Here is a 16,944-nt window from a genome sequence, read left to right as displayed (position 1 = left end):
TTGCTGCGGGCAACTTCAGTCAGGGAAGTAGGCGCAGATCGGTGACCGGGGAGGTTGGGGTGTCGTGGATCTCGAGGGTTCGGGGTGCGGAGTGGACCTGCAGGTTGGTGATGGTGATGTGGCGGACGGTTGGGGCGGAGAGGGTGGGTGGTGGGGTGGGGGTGGCGTGGTTGGTGGTGATGTGGATGGCGGAGGTGGTGACGGAGTCGACCTGGGTGTCTTGGAGGGTGATGTGCTCGATGAGGCCGCCGCGGTCGGGGTGGGATTTGATGCGGAGGGCGTGGTCGATGGCGGGGCCGGTGATGTGGAGGTCTCGGGCGTGGATGGTGTGGATGCCGCCGGAGGTTTCGCTGCCGATGGTGAGGGCGCCGTGGCCGGTGCCGAAGCGGCAGGACTCGACCAGGATGTTCGCCGACGGGCGGGCGACGCGGCGGCCGTCGGCGTCGCGGCCGGACTTGATCGCGATGCAGTCGTCGCCGGTGTCGAAGGAGCAGCCAGTGATGACGACGTCCTGGCAGGAGTCAGGGTTGCAGCCGTCGTTGTTCGGACCGCGGCTGTCGATGGTGACACCTCGGACCAGTACGTCGGTGCAGAACACCGGATGCACCACCCACATCGGCGCGTTCACGATCCGGACGTCCTCGATCCGCACCCGACGGCAGCTGTGCGGCTGGATGAAGCTCGGCCGGAATCCGTGCCCAGGTGGAAACACCCGCTCGTTGACCGGTACGCCGTCGTCCACCATTCGCAGCAGCCGGTTCCAGTCGTCGACCGGCCTGGTGTCCCGCCACCAGTTGTCCGAACTGGCCCCACCGTCCAGTGTCCCGGTCCCGGTCACCGCGACGTTCACCTCGTCGTACGCGTAGATCAGCGGCGAGTAGCTCCAGCACTCGATCCCCTGCCACCGAGTACGGACCATCGGGTACGCCGAACGCTCGGTCGAGAACCGCAAGGTCGCTCCCGCCGACACCTGGAGCTCCACGTTGCTCCGCAGCCGGATCGGGCCGGTCAGGAACAGGCCGGCGGGCACCACGACCCGGCCACCGGTCAGCTCACACGCCTTGATGGCGAGTTCGATGGCTTGTGTGCAGTCCTGGTCCGGGCGGGCGCCGTACTCCGTGATGACGTGGTCAGTCATGCGGCTCCAGGGAGCGGATGCGGAGGGCGTTGGCGAGCGGGACGGCGATCACCCAGGAGGGGTTCCAGGTGTTGCTGTGGCCTCGGCGCTGCCAGTGGGTCTGGAAGAACGCTTCGCCTTGTTCGCCAGGGATCTGGAAGCCCCAATCACCAGGGCCCGCAGAGATGCCTTGGCTCATGGCACCCATCGTGGTGCGGGCTGCGGCGGCCAGGCCGGGGCGGTTGGTGGTGAGGCCGAACTCCAGGAGTTCGTACGTCGGGAAGAACGTGTCCAGGTGATGGTTCTGAACACTGACCGCCGGCCAGCCGATCGCGTTGAAGCCGGCCGCTCGCAGCGGAGAGTCGAGGTCCGGCTCCGGCGACCAGACATAGACCCAGGTGAGGAGCCAGTCGGCAGCGACCTCGGCCCACCGCGCGTAGAGGTCGTCCCCCGTCAGGCGGAACAACTCGTACGCGGCGAGGAAGTAGTACATCCCCGCCTCCTTGTCCTCGCACGCGGCGTCGAGGGTGGAGCGCGCGAACGGGCGGTCGAAGGTCCGCGCGTGCTGCCCGTGATACCGAGTCAGCCACGTCGTTGCCTCCGACAACAACCAGTCGTCCCCGAGGACGACGGACGCCTTGAGCGCCGCCAGCACGCACGGAATGCCGGCCGCGGACAGTGTGGACGCGGCGGGTTTGCCGTCGAGACGCCACCCGATCGGGAACGTGCCGTCCGGAAGCAGCGCACTGCGCAGGAACTTCAGTGCACCGGCGAGCGCATCCGGCCAGGACGGCGGTACCGGCTCACCCTCGGCGCGGAACAGTGTGATGATCGCCGCCAGGTCCGCGATCGTCTCGCCGTACGCGCGGCTCGAGACCATCGCGCGGCCGCCGCTGCGGAAACTGGTCCAGCGGCGGCTGCCGACCTGGTACGCGTTGTGCCGCAGCCCAGGCGTTCGTGTCGAGCTTCCCGCGAGGTAGAACTCGACGGCTGCGCGGCAGCGGTCGATCCTGGTCCGGTCGCCGCTCTCGAAGCCGAGCCGGGCGTCGCACCAGGCGAGCTTCAGTGCCTGGCCGGTCCAGCCGTACATGAAGTGCCGTACCTTCGCGGGACCGTTGCCGACGACGTCGCTGAACTTGGTGTAGCCGGCCACAGTCCCGTCCCGGTACCACCTTTTGTCCAGGGCAATGGTCTTGCGCGCGACGACCTCGTCCAGATCCAGTGGGTGCGCGCCAGGATCGGTGAAGAGTGAGCGGCCGGTTCGGACGAGCTCGCGGAAGGCGTTTCCGCGGTGCTCCTGCGGTCCCCAGTCGACGACCAGCCGCTGGACGTACTCCTCCCCCGGCCGCAACGTCAGGTAGCCGTCCTCGGTCGACTCCGTCTCGGCCTTGCTGACGTATCGGACGTCCTGCTTGCCGTCGAACATCAGTACGCCGCTCAGCGCCGCGATGACAGGCCCCTCCTGACGGATGACCCCGAGCGAGCCGTAGCGGACCAGCCCGTCGCCGGATCGCCGCGGCTCCGGGCGGGAGAAGACGCTCAGCCAACGGCGTTCGCGACCGGTCCGCCACTCCAGGTTCACGCCGGGGATCGGAAGCCGGTCTTCCTCGGCGACGAAGCCCCCACCGGGCTCCGGACCGATCCGGGGTACGGCGCGCGCCGGGTCCGCCGACGGGTTGTCGTTGTAGATCAGCCCGGGGACCGTCAGCTGGCTGTCGGTGACGCGGCCGAGGTCGAGCATCAGTCCGACGGCCAGATCGCCCAACCGCCGTTGGCCGGTGTTGCGCCACCGCAGCTCCAGGTCAAGCCGATCGACCGCGTCGAAGGACAGCCGGATCTCGACCGCGACGGGTCCGGTGCGACAGCCGGCCCGATGCTCACCCGGCCGCCGCGAGATCCACCAGCCCTCCGTCTGCATCACGTTGGGCTGCCATGGTCGCCCGGATGAGCACGTCAGCAGCTCGGCGACTGGGCGCTCCAGGTACGGCGTACTGGCGTCGATGGTGCCTAGGTGGAGGATTACTCCGTGGGAGGTTCGGCGGAGTTCAGCGGTTCGGGGACCGGACGTGAGGGCTGGCATCAGGAGGCTCGGCGGATCTGGATGGCCTGGTACTGGGTGCCAGGGAGGCGGACGGTGAGGGTGTCGATGACTGTCTCGCGGGTGCGGCGGACCGTGTGGTTCCAGACGTCGAGGACGTCCACCTGGTAGGTGCCGGTGGGGAGAGTGAAGGTGCGCTCGGGGAACTGGTGCTCGCCGAGGTACTGCAGGTAGTAGCTGCCAGGTACGGCGAGAGTCGGAGCGTCCCGGTAGTCGTCGATGGGCTCCACTCCGTCGGGCAGCTCGTCCAGGACCTCTCGCAGCAGGCGGAGGCGCTGCGCGACCACACCGGTCGGGCGGACGCCGCCTGCCGACCACGGTCCGCCGTCGGAGCCGACGTACCACTCGCCGTGGGTGACGTGGGCGCCTCGGACGGTTCCCTCCCAGATGCGGGTGAGCAGCTCTTCCGGTCTGAGGCTGGTGGCTGGCGTGGTGCCGTCTCCCTCGTAGCCGCAGGCGTCGACGAGGACGGGCTTGGCGTAGTCGCGGTGGAGGGCCGAGACGCCGCGCAGGTTCTCGAGCGGCACGCTGAGGTGGGTGAACCAGGGTGGACCGGGGTCTACGGCTTCTGGTGCTGCGTGGATGGCGATCAGGTGGTTACTGGAGTCGCACTCCGCGATCAGCTCGGCCAGGTGGCGCGCGGCCGGGATTGCAGATAGGCACCAGCTGACGTTGCGGTAGGCAGCCAGCCGGTTGACCAGGTCTCGGATCGCCGGCTCGTCGGATGGCAGGAGGATCTCGGCGTCGATGTCTGCTGCGAGTAGGTCCCGGACCTGAGCCTCGAGGTGCTGCGGGTTGTCGGCGCGCAGTCGGACCCGGGTGAACGGGGAGGCGGCGAGAGCGCGGGAAGCCGCGGCCCAGCGGTCGCCGGCCCCGGGACCGGTCGGGTCGAGGTGGAACCATGTGGTGGTGAGGGGGTGGTAGGCCGTCCCGTCGGCTCGGCGCAAAGTGGTGCCGTACGAGCGGATCGGCCCGGACGACGTCGCCGGGGTGCAGGTGAACGCGTGCGGGGCAACGGCGGAGCCCGGCGGCGCGTAGTGCCAGGTGCCTTCCAGACTGGGCATGAAGCGGATGAGCCAGCGGTCGTCGGCCTGGAAGGACTCCGCGTAGGCGGACTCGCCGGACTCGTGCCGGAACACCGTCGACACCGGGCCGTCGACCTGCACCTCGAGTACGCCCCAGCGTTCAACCTCGGTCATCGAGTGCCTCGCAGGACTAGGTACGGATGAGTCGGAAGCGGGATGCGGCAGGAGCTGGAGTACGAACCGGCGACAGGCGTGATGGTCAGTGCCCGGGTGTCGATCAGGTCGAACTGGAAGGGATCGCCGGAAGGAAGGTCCAGCTCGACGGCCGACGGTTGGCGGTCGCCCAGGTAGTGCAGGACGCAGCGCTCAGGATCCACGTCGCCGGAAGGCAACCGCGGCAGCTCGGCGAACACCGAGCGAAGGAACGCGATCCGCGCCGGGCTCTCGCCGTACAGCCGACCGCCGACCGAGATCCACGCTCGCGTCTCGCGATCGACGAACGATTCGCCGTGGCCGACGTACCCACCGGCCGTCATGCCCTGCCAGAAGCGGTGCACCATCTCGTCCGCGGTGAGATTCCCCCACCGACGCCCAGCGTTGCCCTCGTAGCCGATCTCGTCGATCACGACCGGCTTCGGGCACGCCCGCCACGCGGCGACCTCGGCGCCGTCCCAGTGCTGCACGCTCTGGTGGGTGATCCACGGCTTGCCGAAGTCGTACGGCGTGAAGACCTCGTACATCTTGGTCCCGTTGTGGATCGACCGCAGCCGCTGGTACGGGTCGTACCGCTGCACCACCTGCAGCAGGCGATCCCAGTCCGCGATCGTCTTCTCCCGGTTGAAGTCGTACTCGTTCGACAGCGACCACCAGACGTTCCGGTACGCCGCCAGCCGCGCGACCACATACCGCAGGTACGCCGCATCCTCCGCAGCCGTCATCCGGTCGAACCCCCAGACCCCGCGGTCGTAAGGGTGGAACAGGATCAGATCGGCCTGGATCCCCAGCGACAGCAGGTCCGCGACCCGCGCCTCGAAGTCGGCGAAGAACGCCGGATCGTACCGGCTGACGTCGACCGATCCCGGTGTGGACCCCGCGAACGGCGTCCGCTCCGGGCGCATGCCGTCGGTCGGCAGCAGGCACATCCGCACCTTGTCGAAAGGTGCCGACCGCAACGATGCCAGCGTCAGCTCCTGCAGATCCTTGGACTGGTACGTCCAGTGGTAGCAGGTGGTACCGATGCAGTCGTACCGGCTGCCGTCGGCGTACGCGAAGTGATGTGCGCCGCGCACCCCGACCGGCCCGTGGTTGCGCGGGCCGGGCGGGATGCACAGCAAGGTACCGCGATGACCGTCGAGCTCGGGTGCGGAGCTGCTCGTGACGTACGACCACTCCCCTTCCCGGTCCGGGCTGAACCGCGCCCGGTACACCCCGTCGCCGTCGTAGAATCCGTCCACCGTCAGCACCCGGTTCCGGTACCGGTAGGCGACCCGGAACTCGACATCGGCGAACGGGTTCCCGTCGGCCGGCCCGGTCAGGGTGAGCTCGTGCACTCCCCACCGCTCCACAGTCATGGCAGTCGGTCTCCCGCCTCGATCCAGTCGGCCGTCAGGATCACGTGCTTGATGGTCTTGCGCAGGTAGGAGTACGCGACGTGCAGCCGGCCGTCGCGGGTCTGCAACAAGGTCGGGTACGAGTACCCGAACTCGTTGTCGCGGTACTCCTCGTCCTGCACCTGCAGGTTCCGCCAGTACGGCCAGGACGCGCCGTCGTCCTCGGACAGCGCCAGGGTCAGCGGAGTCCGCAGCGTCTTCCGCCGTACGCCGCCCTTCCCGTCGGGCACCCAGCGGAACTGGTCCCGCTCGGCCGACGAGTCGTTGAACACGAGCACGAGCCGGCCGTCGGCCAACCGCAGCACCTGGATCGCCGAGTTGTTGTTCGGCAACGCGGTCCGCTCCGGCGCCGACCAGGTCCGGCCGCTGTCCTTCGACACGGACCGATGGATCCGGTCCGCCGCACGACTGCGGAAGTACCCGAGCAGCTCGCCCGGCGCTACCTCGATCGCACTCAGCTGCACCTGCCCGATCGCGTCAGGGAGATCGATCCGCGTCCAAGTCACACCTTGGTCTGTGCTCAGGAGGACGACTGTGGTCTCCGCGGACTTGTCGCAGTCGTAGGCCGGAAGCAACCAATCACCGTTGCTCAGGACAACGATCGGGTTGCGGACGAAGCTGCCCGGCTGGTCGAACAGGACGTCGCTCGGCCCCCAGGTCAGCCCGCCGTCGCGCGAGACGCGGCGCAGCACCCGGGAGGTGCTCTGGTCGTGCGGCTCGTTCGAGGTGTGTAGCAGCCACACCTCCCCGGACGGCGCGACAAACAGCACCGGGTTCTGCTCGGATCGGTCCGGGTCCGAAGACATCGGCACAGGCACCGTCCAGGTGTCCGAGCCGGCGGGGAGCCGGGACAGCACGATGTTCGTGTCCGGCTCCCCCTCCCCCGGCCCGTTGAACCAGGCGCACAACAGATCACCGGCCTGAGTCTCGACCAGCGTCGCCGCGTGACTGTCGCCCGGGTGAAGCGTCGGCAGGAGCGCCACGCCGTCGCGGAGGCGACCGTCGAAGCGTGGATCGATCACCATGTGAATCCGGCGGCGACCTGCGCCTTGATGTAGTCGGGGATGTCCTGCTGCTCGGCCACCTGCAGCGCCGAGTCGACGTCCATCCCGTCGATCAGCACGTGCTGCCGGAACACCTTGTAGAGCGGGATGTCCCAGTACTCGGTGTTCTGGTAGTTCTTCACCACCGCGTTGTCACCCCAGTACACGCCCGACGTGTCGATCCCCTGCAGCTCCGGAATCGCCGTACCGAACGCGTTCACGACCGCATCCGTCTGCCGCACCGCCTTCACGCCGTACGACGAGAGCCGGGTCTGCGCCTCCTCCGACACCAGGTACTTGAGGATGTCGAGGGACTCGGCCTGATGCTGCGACTGCGGCGGGATGTAGGCCGCCCGCGCGTTCGGCTGGTAGATCGCGGTCGAGCCACGCGACAGCACCGGCATGGAGGTGACGCCGATGCTCACGCTCTTGGACCACTCGGCGTAGTCCTCCGCGTCGTCCTCCTCGACGTACAGCGAGCTCAGCGCGTAGGCGTTCAGCTTCGACAGCGTGTGGACCGCCATCGCCAGGTGGCCCGGGAAGCTCATGTCGCCCTTGAAGAAGTCGTCCACCGTGGTGAAGCCGTTGCCCGGCAGCATCAGGAAGCGGTGCATGTTGTCGGCGACCCGCTTCCACTCCGTGGTGGTCAGGCTCACCTTGATGTCCTCGGGGGCCGGCTGCTCGCTGTCGCCGGGGACGAACGGGTACAGACCGAGCTGGTTCAGCGCCAGGTAGTTGTCCGGGTGCTGCATGAACCCCTTGTAGTGGTGGATCCCGTCCTGCCGGGTCAGCCGCTTGGCGATCTTGAAGATCTCGTCGTACGTCGACCCGGCGCGCGGGTAGCGGACGCCGAACTTGTCGAAGATCTGCTTGTTGTAGAGCAGCACGTGCTCGTCGATGAACAGCGGTACGCCGTACAGGCCGCCGTCGGAGCGTGATTTCACCAGTTCGACCGAGCCGAGGTTCAGCGCGGACAGGTCGATCCCGGCCTGCTGCACCATCGACGTCATGTCCTGGACCCAGCCGAGTGGCTCGAGGTCGCGGTCGATCCGGGTCCGCGGGTCGTCGATGATCAGGTCCGGCACCCGGCCGGCCTTGGCGATGTCCTCGTAGCGGATCGGGTAGTCCCAGGTGGCGTACTTCAGCTTCACCTCGGGGAACTTGGCCCGGATCGCGTCGCCGAAGACGGCGTCGAAGTACCGGGTCGCCTCGCGACCGTCGTCGTCGCCGCCGAGTTCGAACGGCTTGAAGTTGACCGCGAAGACGAACACCTCGTCGTCGTCGACGGAGAACGGCTTGCCGTACTTGTTCGGGATCTCGACGGTGCCGGACGCGGACCGAGCGCCGGCGCGCGGGGTGGCGGTGGTCGAACTGGCCGCCGCCGGGGCTGCCTGGAGTGCACCGCCGAGGGCGGCGAGACCGCCGATCAGGGCGGTGTTCCGGACGAAGCCGCGCCGGGACAACCCGGGGGTCCTGTCCTCCGGACTGTTGCCGGGGGCGTTCTGGGTGTCGGACATGGTGAGCCTTCCTAAGGGGCGGTGGCGTCCGCGAGGACGCCCTTCAGATCCAGCTGTTCGGCGAGGTGACAGGCGACCCGCCGGCCGCCGATCTCGCGCAGCAGAGGTACTTCGGTGCGGCACCGCGCTTCGGCGTACCCGCACCGTGGATGGAACGGGCAGCCGGCCGGCACCTTGGACGGATCCGCGATCTCGCCGCGCAGGACGATCCGCGATCGCTGTCCGCGCGAGGCCGGATCGGGATCCGGGACGGCGCTCAGCAGCGCCTCGGTGTAGGGATGCAGGGGCTTGGTGTAGAGCTCTTCGGTCGATGAGCTCTCGACGAGCTTGCCGACGTACATCACGGCGACGTCGTCGGCGACGTGCTCGACGATGCCTAGGTCGTGGGAGACGAAGAGGTAGGTGAGGCCGGACTCCTCCTGCAGGTCCTTCAGCAGGTTGAGGATCTGGGCCCGGACCGACACGTCGAGCGCACTGACCGCCTCGTCCGCGACCACAAGCCGCGGGTCCGTCGCCAGTGCGCGCGCGATGACCACGCGCTGCCGCTCACCGCCGCTGAACGCGTGCGGGTAGCGGTGTGCGTACTCCGCTCGCAGCCCGACACGACGCAGCAGCGCGCCGACCTTGTCGTCGATCTCGTCGCGACCGCCGCCGCGGTGCACCCGCAACGGCTCGGCGATGATGTCGCGCAGGGTCTTGCGCGGATTGAGTGAAGACTGCGGGTCCTGGAAGATCAGCCGCACCTGCGCGCGGTACGGCTTCAGTTGCTTCTCGGTGAGCGCAGCCAGATCGACGCCGTCGAACATGATGCTGCCCGACGTCGGTTCGTAGGCGCGCACGATGCAGCGGCCGAGCGTCGTCTTCCCGCAGCCCGACTCGCCCACCAGGCCGAGCGTCCGGCCGGCCCGGATCGACAGGTCGACACCGTCGACCGCCTTCACCACGCCGCGGTTGCCTCCGAAGAACCCGCTGTGCAGCGGGAAATGCATGGTCAGGCCTTCGGTTGTCAGCAGGTTCATCGGCCCTCCTCGCCGTACAGCAGGCAGGCGACGTCGATGTCGCCGGACCGCACCCGGAGCGGCACGATCTCGTCGCACTTGCCGGCCATGAACGCGTCGCAGCGTGGATGGAACCGGCATCCCGACGGCCGTTCGTACGGCGGCGGCACACTCCCCCGTACGGCAGCCAGCCGGTCCCGACCGCGTTGCCCGAGCCGCGGCACCGAGCGCACCAGCGCCTGGGTGTACGGATGCTTGGGACGGGTCAGCACAGAGGTGGCCGGACCGTGCTCGACGACCTCGCCGAGATACATCACCGCGACCTCGTCGGCGACCTGTGCTGCGACTCCCAGATCGTGCGTGATCAGCATGATCGCCATGCCGAACTCCTCCTGGAGATCCTGCAGCAGGTCGAGGATCTGGGCCTGCGTGGTCACGTCGAGCGCGGTGGTCGGCTCGTCCGCGATCAGCAGCCGCGGCCGGCACGACAGGGCCATCGCGATCATCGCGCGTTGCCGCATGCCGCCGCTGAGCTCGAACGGGTACGAGTCGACCCGGCGATTCGGGTCCGGGATGCCGACCCGGCCGAGGAACTCGATCGCTCGTTCGCGAGCCACGGCCTTGCCGACGTTCTCGTGCAGCCGGATCGCCTCGACGATCTGGTCGCCGATGGTGTGCACCAGGCTGAGCGACGCCATCGGCTCCTGGAACACCATCGCGATGTCGGCCCACCGCACCTGCCGCAGCCGCCTGTCCTTGGCGGCCAGCAGATCCTCCGGGTCGCCCGCGGACTCGTCGCCGTACAGCAGCACCTCGCCGCCGACGATCCGGGCCGGCCGTTCCACCAGGCGCAGGATCGAGCGTGCGGTGACGCTCTTGCCGCAGCCCGATTCACCGACCACGGCCAGCGTGCGACCGCGCCGTACGGTCAGGTCGACACCGTCGACGGCCTTGACCACACCGTCCTCGAGCTCGAAGTGAGTCCTGAGGTCCCGGACCTCCAGCAAAGGCATAGCCATCGGAGTCCTCCTACTTGTAGGGATCCGCGGCGTCACGGAGACCGTCGCCGACGAAGTTCATGGCCAGTACGACGACCACGACCGCGAGGCCAGGGGTCAGCAGCCAGGGAGCGGTGGCGACGGCCCGGATGTTCTGCGCGCCCTCGAGCAGAACGCCCCAGCTCACCGCCGGCGGCTGCAGACCGAGGCCGAGGAACGACAGGCTGGTCTCGCCGAGGATCATCCGGGGCACCGCCATCGACACCGACGCGATGATGTGGCTGGCGAACGACGGCACCATGTGGCCGAAGATGATCCCGCCGCGGCCGACACCGTCCAGCCGCGCGGCCATCACGAAGTCCTCCTCGCGCAGGCTGAGGAACCGGCCCCGCACATCGCGGGCCAATCCGGTCCAGCCGATCAGCGAGAGGATCACCGTGATCGCGAAGTACCGGGTCAACGGTCCCCAACTGCCCGGCAGGGCAGCCGACAAGGCCATCCACAGCGGCAGCGTCGGGATCGACATGATGAACTCGATGACCCGCTGGATCGCGTTGTCGACCCGGCCGCCCAGGTACCCGGAGATACCACCGATCAGCATGCCGAGCAGGAAGCTGGCGAACACCCCGACCAGGCCGATCGACAGCGAGACCCGCGCGCCGAGGATCAGCCGGGACAGCAGATCCCGGCCGGACTGGTCAGCCCCTAGCAGGAAGAACGGGTCGGTCGCCCTGGTCGGGCCGATCAGGTGGATGTCGGACGGGATCACCCCGAGGATCTTGTACTCGTCGCCGTGCACGAACAGGCCGACGTCGATGATCTTGGACTTGTCGACGGTGAAGGTCTGCTCGAACGTCTCGTCGTTGCGGGTGGACGAGAAGCCGTAGACGAACAGGCCGTGCTCGGTCGACACGTTCAGCCGCTGCGGCGGCGCGTAGGGCAGCGAGGTGTGGGCGGTGTCGCTGCCGGACGGCGCGAAGAACCCCCCGAAGGCCGCGACGAAGTAGATCGGGACCAGGACGACCAGACCGATCAGGGCCAGTTTGTGCCGGCGGAACTGCCGCCACATCAACCGCCACTGGGTCTGCGAGACCGTGGTCTGCTGTGCGGCATTCTGCTGGAGCATCCGGCCTATCCCTTCTGGAACCGGGCGCGGATCCGCGGATCCCACCAGGCCAGCGCGAGGTCGCTGAGCATCGTGCCGATCACCGTCAGCGTGCTGAGGATCAGCACGAAGCTGCCGACCAGGTACATGTCCTGGCTCTTCACCGCACCGAGCAGCAGTGGACCACTGGTCGGCAGGCTCATCACGACCGACACGATCGTCTCGCCGCTGATCAGGCCCGGCAGCAACCAGCCGACCGTGCTGAAGAACGGGCTGAGCGACATCCGGACCGGGTACTTGAGCAACAGCTGCCACTCCGGCAGTCCCTTGGCCCGCGCGGTCGCGACGTACGGCTTGTGCAACTCGTCGAGCAGGTTGGCCCGGGTGATCCGGATCAGCCCGGCGGTGCCGGCCACGCCGACCACGACGATCGGGACCCACAGGTGCGAGACCAGGTCGAGCAGCTTGCCCAGGTTCCACGCGGCATCGGCGTACTCCGGTGAGAACAGTCCGCCGACGCTCTGGCCGAAGTACCGGAAGCCGACGTACATCATCACCAGCGCGAGCATGAACTCCGGCACGGCCATCCCGATGAAGCCGAGAAACGACGCGACGTAATCACCGGGCGAGTACTGCCGCAGGGCGCTGTAGATGCCGATCGGGAACGCGATCGCCCAGACGAACAACAGGCTTGCGATCGACAGCACCATCGACAGCAGCACCCGGTTGCCGATCAGGCTGGCCACCGACTGGTTCCAGGCGAACGACTGGCCGAGGTCGCCATGCAGCACCACGCCGGAGATCCAGGTCAGGTACTGCACCAGGAACGGCTTGTCGAGTCCGTAGTGCCGCTTCAGCTCGGCGATCTGCGAGTCCGGGATGTCCTGGCCGCGGGCCTCGGCGTTGGCGATCACCGTTGAGGTGTAGTCGCCCGGCGGCAGCTTGATGACGACGAACGTGACGAACGAGATGGCCGCCAGCGTCACCGCCATCCACAGCAGCCGCCGGACGAGGAAATGCAGCATTATGCCCCGATCGAGAACTGTTCGGGGTGGACGATGCCGGGGGCAACTGCCTCGATCATCTGGTCCGGGACGTTGTGGAAGTCGTTCTTCGCGACGCCGTAGGTGTTCGGGACGCTGCTGGTGCCGATGTAGTAGAACTGGTCGGCCGCGATCTGCAGCACCTGCTTGCCGAGCTCGAGCGTCTTCGCCGCATCCGGCTCCTGCCGGGCCTTGGTGAACAGGTCGAGCTGCTTCTGCACCTCGGGCGGCGGCGTGATGCCTTCCTCGCCGTGCGTCTGGTACCACTGGGCCCAGCCGACGCCGTACCGGGCGCTGCCGTCGTTGGTCGGAACCCAGTAGTGGTCACCGCCGGTACCGGTCGGGAGGACGAAGGTGCCACTCGTCCAGGTGCCGGCGTCGTGGTCGTTGGCCTTGACCCGCTCCTTGTAGAGGTCCTCGCTGACGGCCTGCGTCCGCAGTTCGACCCCGACCGCGAGCCAGCGCTTCTTGACGAACTCGATCGCCTCGACGTGATCCGGGAACGACTCGCTCACCAGCACGGTCACCGACACCGGCTTCCCGTCCGCGCCCAGCCGCCGTCCGTCGGCTGCCTTCTTCGTCAGCCCGGCGGCGTCCAGGTGCTGGTTCGCCTTGGCCACGTCGAACTCCAGGTACTGCGTGGCCAGTTGCTCGTTGTAGTACGGCGAGTCCTTCGGCGGAGCACCCTGCCAGGCCTCACCCTGGCCGGCGTACACGGCGTCGATGATCTCCTTGCGGTTGATCGCGTACGACAGCCCGATCCGGAACTCCTTGTTCGCGAACAGGGCGCGCTTCACCGGGTCCTTGTGCGTCTGGTTGATGCCGATCACCATCGTGTTGGTGAGCTGGGTCGGCACCTCGAAGATCCGGTAGCCGCCCTTCTCCCGGTTCTGCGCCACCACCGGCTTGTTCTGCGGCGTACCGAAGTTGCGGTACTGCATGCCGAACTCGCCGTTCATCACCTTCAGCAGCTCGACCTGGGCGTCCTGGACCACCTCGACCCGGCAGGCGTCGATGTACGGCAACTGCCGGCCCTGGTCGTCGACCTTCCAGTAGTACGGGTTCCGGGTCAGGGTGACCGCGGAGCCCTTGCCCAGCGCGGTCGTCACCTTCCACGGCGCCAGCGTCGGCTGGTCAGGATTCGTCCAAGGGTTCTGCTTCTGTGCGAACAGGTCGGTCCAGCTGCCGACGCCGGCCTTCTTCGCGAGCGCGTTCGCACTCTTGTTGTACTTGAGGTGGAACTGCTGGAAGTAGTGCTTCGGCAGCAGCATCCCGTACGCGCCCTCGCGCAGGAAGATGCCGTCGGCGATCTGGCTGATCAGCGATGGCTGCGGCGCGGTGTAGGTGAGCTTGACGGTCCGGTCGTCGACCTTCTCGATCTTGGCGAGTTTGCCGGTGTCGGGCGAGGCGAAGGCGTCGTAGATGCCGTCCGGATGCAGGCCGGTGTCGCACTGCACCTCGAGCAGCGTGAACAGCATGTCGTCCGCGGTGCACGGCTTGCCGTCGGACCACTTGAGGCCCTCGCGCAGCGTGAAGGTGATCTCCTTGCTGTCGGCATCGACCGTGTACTCGGCGACGTTCGCCTCGATCTCGTCGTACCCCGGTTTGCCGGTCTTGTCCGGCTTCCAGCGGACCAGCGGTTCGTACGCCAGGCCGTTCCACAGCCACTGGGTGTCCTCCTGGGTCAGCATGGCCGAGCGCCAGGTGCCGCCGTACTGCGCCTTGCCTTCCAGCGGCTTGATCACCGGAGGGTTCTTCGGCAGCCGCTGCTCCAACGGCGGCAGGGAACCCTTGTCCACCAGGGCTTTCAGCATCGGCGACTCCTTCTCGCCGGCCGCGGCGACCTGCGCGCCGGAGCCGGCCGGCTTGGTGTCGAAGAAGCCGCAGCCAGGGAGCGTCGCCACTGCCAGGAGACCGAGGCCACCCTGCAGCAGCCGGCGCCGGTCGAACGTGCGTTGCTCTCGGGACATGGTCACTTCCTGCCTCACTGCTCGACCGAGATGTTGCTGAACTTCGCGGTCCCGTAGTCGACGAGGTCGTTGTCGATCTTGCCGCCGTCGATCGCGAATCCGATGTAGAAGGTCCGGCTCGGCATCACGAGCTTCTCGTAGCCGAAGCGGTCCCACGTGGTCTTGTCGGTAGAAATGAAGGCCTCGAACTCGACTTCCCTGGCCTGCGGGCGCTCGCGCCGGAGCAGCCGCAGCCAGTACTGCTTGGTCGGGTCGAGGTAGCTGTCGTCCCATGGCCAGGGACCCACACTGGGGATCGGTCCGTCGGTCTGGATCCGGATCGCCTGCGCCTTCATGCCGCCGTCGTCGGTGACGTCCGGCGCTCCGCTCGCGTTGTCGCCGACCGTGCCCATCCCGCCGGCCACGCCGAATCCGACACCGCCGTACATGAACGGCGCGGCCGGGTCCAGGCTGTCGCGGATCATCAGGCCGGCCGTGATGCCGTTGGCAACCTTCGCGAGGTTGTCGAGCCGGGCGGAGATCTGGGCGACCGATCCGGCACCGCCGACCTGGAGCTTGCGGTAGACGTAGTGGAAGTTGCTGGATCGGCCCAGAATCCGGCCGGATCCCTTGATCGTGAGGATCCCGCCGTCGAGGCTGCCCGACCCCTGTACCACCGGCTTGCCGACCGAGGCGGACGTCCAGCCCGGAGTACCGGCCTGAAGGTTGACATGCACCGGCACCGCGGTCGACTGGGTCGCTGTCCCGTTCCGGTCCGTTGCCCGCGCGGTCAGCCAGTAGGTGCCGTCAGCAACGTTCTTCCATTCGATCTTGTACGGCGCCTTGGCCGCGGTACCGATCAGCTGGTCGCCGGCGAAGAACTCGACCATGGCGAGCTCGCCACCCTTGTCCGCGGCCGCATCCGCCTGGACGGTCACGGTCGGAGCGGTCCGGCCGGGGATCGTCTGGTTGTGCCGCGGGCTGGTGATCCGCACGCTCGGGTTGCCGACCGGGTCGGGCACGATCGAGTTGAGGTAGTTCTCCAGGTAGGTGTAGCCGTTCGGCGCGATCTTCTGCGCGTCGGACGGGTCGTTGGGGTCCAGGCCGTTGGCCTGCTCCCACCAGTCCGGGATGCCGTCGTGGTCGGAGTCCAGCGGTGCCTCGGTCTGGACCAGCGACGGGAAGCCGCCGACCTCCTTCTGCGAGTTGATCAACCGGCCGGTGCCGTTGCGGACGTCGTTGACGACCCGCTCGTCGACCGCGTCCCGCCGCGGCAGGATCGCGCCCGCGTTCGCCAGGACGGCGTCGTACGCCTTGGCCGCCGGCTGCGGCTCGAACGTCCCCGGGATCGGCTGCGGCTCGGACAGTTCGACGATGCCGCCGATCGGGTACCGGATGCCACGCCGGTTGTGCGCGGTGACCTCGGGATAGCCGTCGACGTGGTTGCCGGCCACGTACCACTGGCCGCCGCGGTTGGCGCTCAGGATGACCGGTGCCACTTCGCCCACGGTGGTCGGGCCGGGCTTGTAGTAGTTGCCGACGATGTTGATGCCGTTGGCCCACTCACCGCCGTACACCGAGGTGTAGCCGTGGTCGTAGACCACGTTGTTGAAGTGGTCGACCTCGAGGTTGATGCCCTCGGTGTAGCCGAACCGCGGCTGCCGTCCGCCCTGGTGGGCGATCAGGTTGTGGTGGTAGGTGTTGCGCTCGCCACCCCAGATACCGCCGTACCCGTGCCGGTTCTTCGGGTGCGCGGACAGGGCCAGGCCCTCGGAGACGATGCACCACTGGATCGTGACGTCGAAGTTCCCGTACGGCGACAGGCACTCGTCGACGGCCCAGCTGAAGGAGCAGTGGTCGATGATCAGGTTGCGGATCTCCGGGCTGACCGAGCCCGGCACGTTGGTGTTGAAGGCGTCGTCGGCGATCTCGTTGCGGTCGCTGAGCCGGAACCGCACATAGCGGATCACGATGTCGTGCGCGCTGCCCTTGACCCCGGTCCCGTACCCGGAGACGCAGATGCCGCCGCCGGGTGCGGTCTGGCCGGCGATGGTGAGGTTGTTGCCGGCGATCAGCAGCTGGGACTTCAGCTCGATCGTGCCGGACACCCGGAACACGATGGTCCGGTCCGAGCCGGAGACGCCCTCGCGGAGCGATCCCGGGCCGGAGTCGGCGAGCGTGGTCACCTCGTACACGGATCCGCCGCGGCCACCCTTGGCCCACTTACCGGCGCCCTCGGCACCGGGGAAGGCGGGGAGCTGATCGTCGGCGGCCGCGGCGCGTGCCGTCGCGACGGTCTGGGCCGAGGCCGTCGGGGCGTTGCCGATCCAGGCAGCGGCGCCGACGGCGGCGGTCGTTCCGACGAACGTTCGCCGGGTCCAGCCGGAGGAGATTTCGGTCATCGTCCACGCCTCACTTTGGGCCTCACTTTCGCAGGGGCG

The 16,944-nt window shown here is 68.1% G+C and carries 12 protein-coding genes; all 12 read right to left on the bottom strand.

Features of this window, described 5'->3' with window-relative positions:
- Positions 1 to 19 precede the first annotated feature (19 nt).
- Entirely contained in the window at positions 20 to 1,138 is a 1,119-nt protein-coding gene (locus OG817_RS05110) for a glycoside hydrolase family 28 protein (protein WP_406052472.1), read from the bottom strand.
- Positions 1,131 to 3,038 carry a hypothetical protein gene (locus tag OG817_RS05105; protein ID WP_406052471.1) on the bottom strand — a complete coding sequence of 636 codons (1,908 nt, stop codon included), beginning with the start codon at positions 3,036 to 3,038 and terminating at the stop codon, positions 1,131 to 1,133. Before OG817_RS05105 ends, OG817_RS05110 begins: the two co-directional genes overlap by 8 nt.
- Before the next feature lie 158 nt (positions 3,039 to 3,196).
- Positions 3,197 to 4,414 (bottom strand): DUF5605 domain-containing protein, encoded by a 1,218-nt coding sequence (locus tag OG817_RS05100; protein ID WP_406052469.1) that lies wholly within the window; start codon positions 4,412 to 4,414, stop codon positions 3,197 to 3,199.
- Complete coding sequence (locus tag OG817_RS05095) at positions 4,411 to 5,811, bottom strand: DUF5060 domain-containing protein (RefSeq protein WP_406052467.1); 1,401 nt, start codon at positions 5,809 to 5,811, stop codon at positions 4,411 to 4,413. The genes OG817_RS05100 and OG817_RS05095 overlap by 4 nt, the downstream gene beginning before the upstream one ends.
- Positions 5,808 to 6,875, bottom strand: a complete 1,068-nt coding sequence (locus OG817_RS05090; protein ID WP_406052466.1) for an exo-alpha-sialidase — start codon at positions 6,873 to 6,875, stop codon at positions 5,808 to 5,810. The genes OG817_RS05095 and OG817_RS05090 overlap by 4 nt, the downstream gene beginning before the upstream one ends.
- Positions 6,869 to 8,410, bottom strand: coding sequence for an ABC transporter substrate-binding protein (locus tag OG817_RS05085; protein WP_406052464.1), 1,542 nt, complete (start codon positions 8,408 to 8,410; stop codon positions 6,869 to 6,871). Before OG817_RS05085 ends, OG817_RS05090 begins: the two co-directional genes overlap by 7 nt.
- A gap of 11 nt (positions 8,411 to 8,421) precedes the next feature.
- The gene (locus tag OG817_RS05080) at positions 8,422 to 9,429 is read right to left on the bottom strand and encodes an ABC transporter ATP-binding protein (protein WP_406052463.1); all 1,008 of its coding nucleotides are present in this window, start codon (positions 9,427 to 9,429) and stop codon (positions 8,422 to 8,424) included.
- Positions 9,426 to 10,427 carry an ABC transporter ATP-binding protein gene (locus OG817_RS05075; RefSeq protein ID WP_406052461.1) on the bottom strand — a complete coding sequence of 334 codons (1,002 nt, stop codon included), beginning with the start codon at positions 10,425 to 10,427 and terminating at the stop codon, positions 9,426 to 9,428. The genes OG817_RS05080 and OG817_RS05075 overlap by 4 nt, the downstream gene beginning before the upstream one ends.
- A gap of 10 nt (positions 10,428 to 10,437) precedes the next feature.
- Complete coding sequence (locus OG817_RS05070) at positions 10,438 to 11,532, bottom strand: ABC transporter permease (RefSeq protein WP_406052460.1); 1,095 nt, start codon at positions 11,530 to 11,532, stop codon at positions 10,438 to 10,440.
- A 5-nt stretch (positions 11,533 to 11,537) separates the two neighbouring features.
- Positions 11,538 to 12,536 carry an ABC transporter permease gene (locus OG817_RS05065; protein WP_406052458.1) on the bottom strand — a complete coding sequence of 333 codons (999 nt, stop codon included), beginning with the start codon at positions 12,534 to 12,536 and terminating at the stop codon, positions 11,538 to 11,540.
- The gene (locus OG817_RS05060; protein ID WP_406052457.1) at positions 12,536 to 14,524 is read right to left on the bottom strand and encodes an ABC transporter substrate-binding protein; all 1,989 of its coding nucleotides are present in this window, start codon (positions 14,522 to 14,524) and stop codon (positions 12,536 to 12,538) included. Before OG817_RS05060 ends, OG817_RS05065 begins: the two co-directional genes overlap by 1 nt.
- A 14-nt stretch (positions 14,525 to 14,538) precedes the next feature.
- Positions 14,539 to 16,905: an Ig-like domain-containing protein gene (locus OG817_RS05055; RefSeq protein WP_406052456.1), complete on the bottom strand. Its 2,367-nt coding sequence runs from the start codon at positions 16,903 to 16,905 to the stop codon at positions 14,539 to 14,541.
- Positions 16,906 to 16,944 lie beyond the last annotated feature (39 nt).

The sequence above is a fragment of the Kribbella sp. NBC_00889 genome (assembly GCF_045207705.1).
Lineage (GTDB): Bacteria > Actinomycetota > Actinomycetes > Propionibacteriales > Kribbellaceae > Kribbella.
This window is presented reverse-complemented; position numbering and strand designations above follow the sequence as displayed.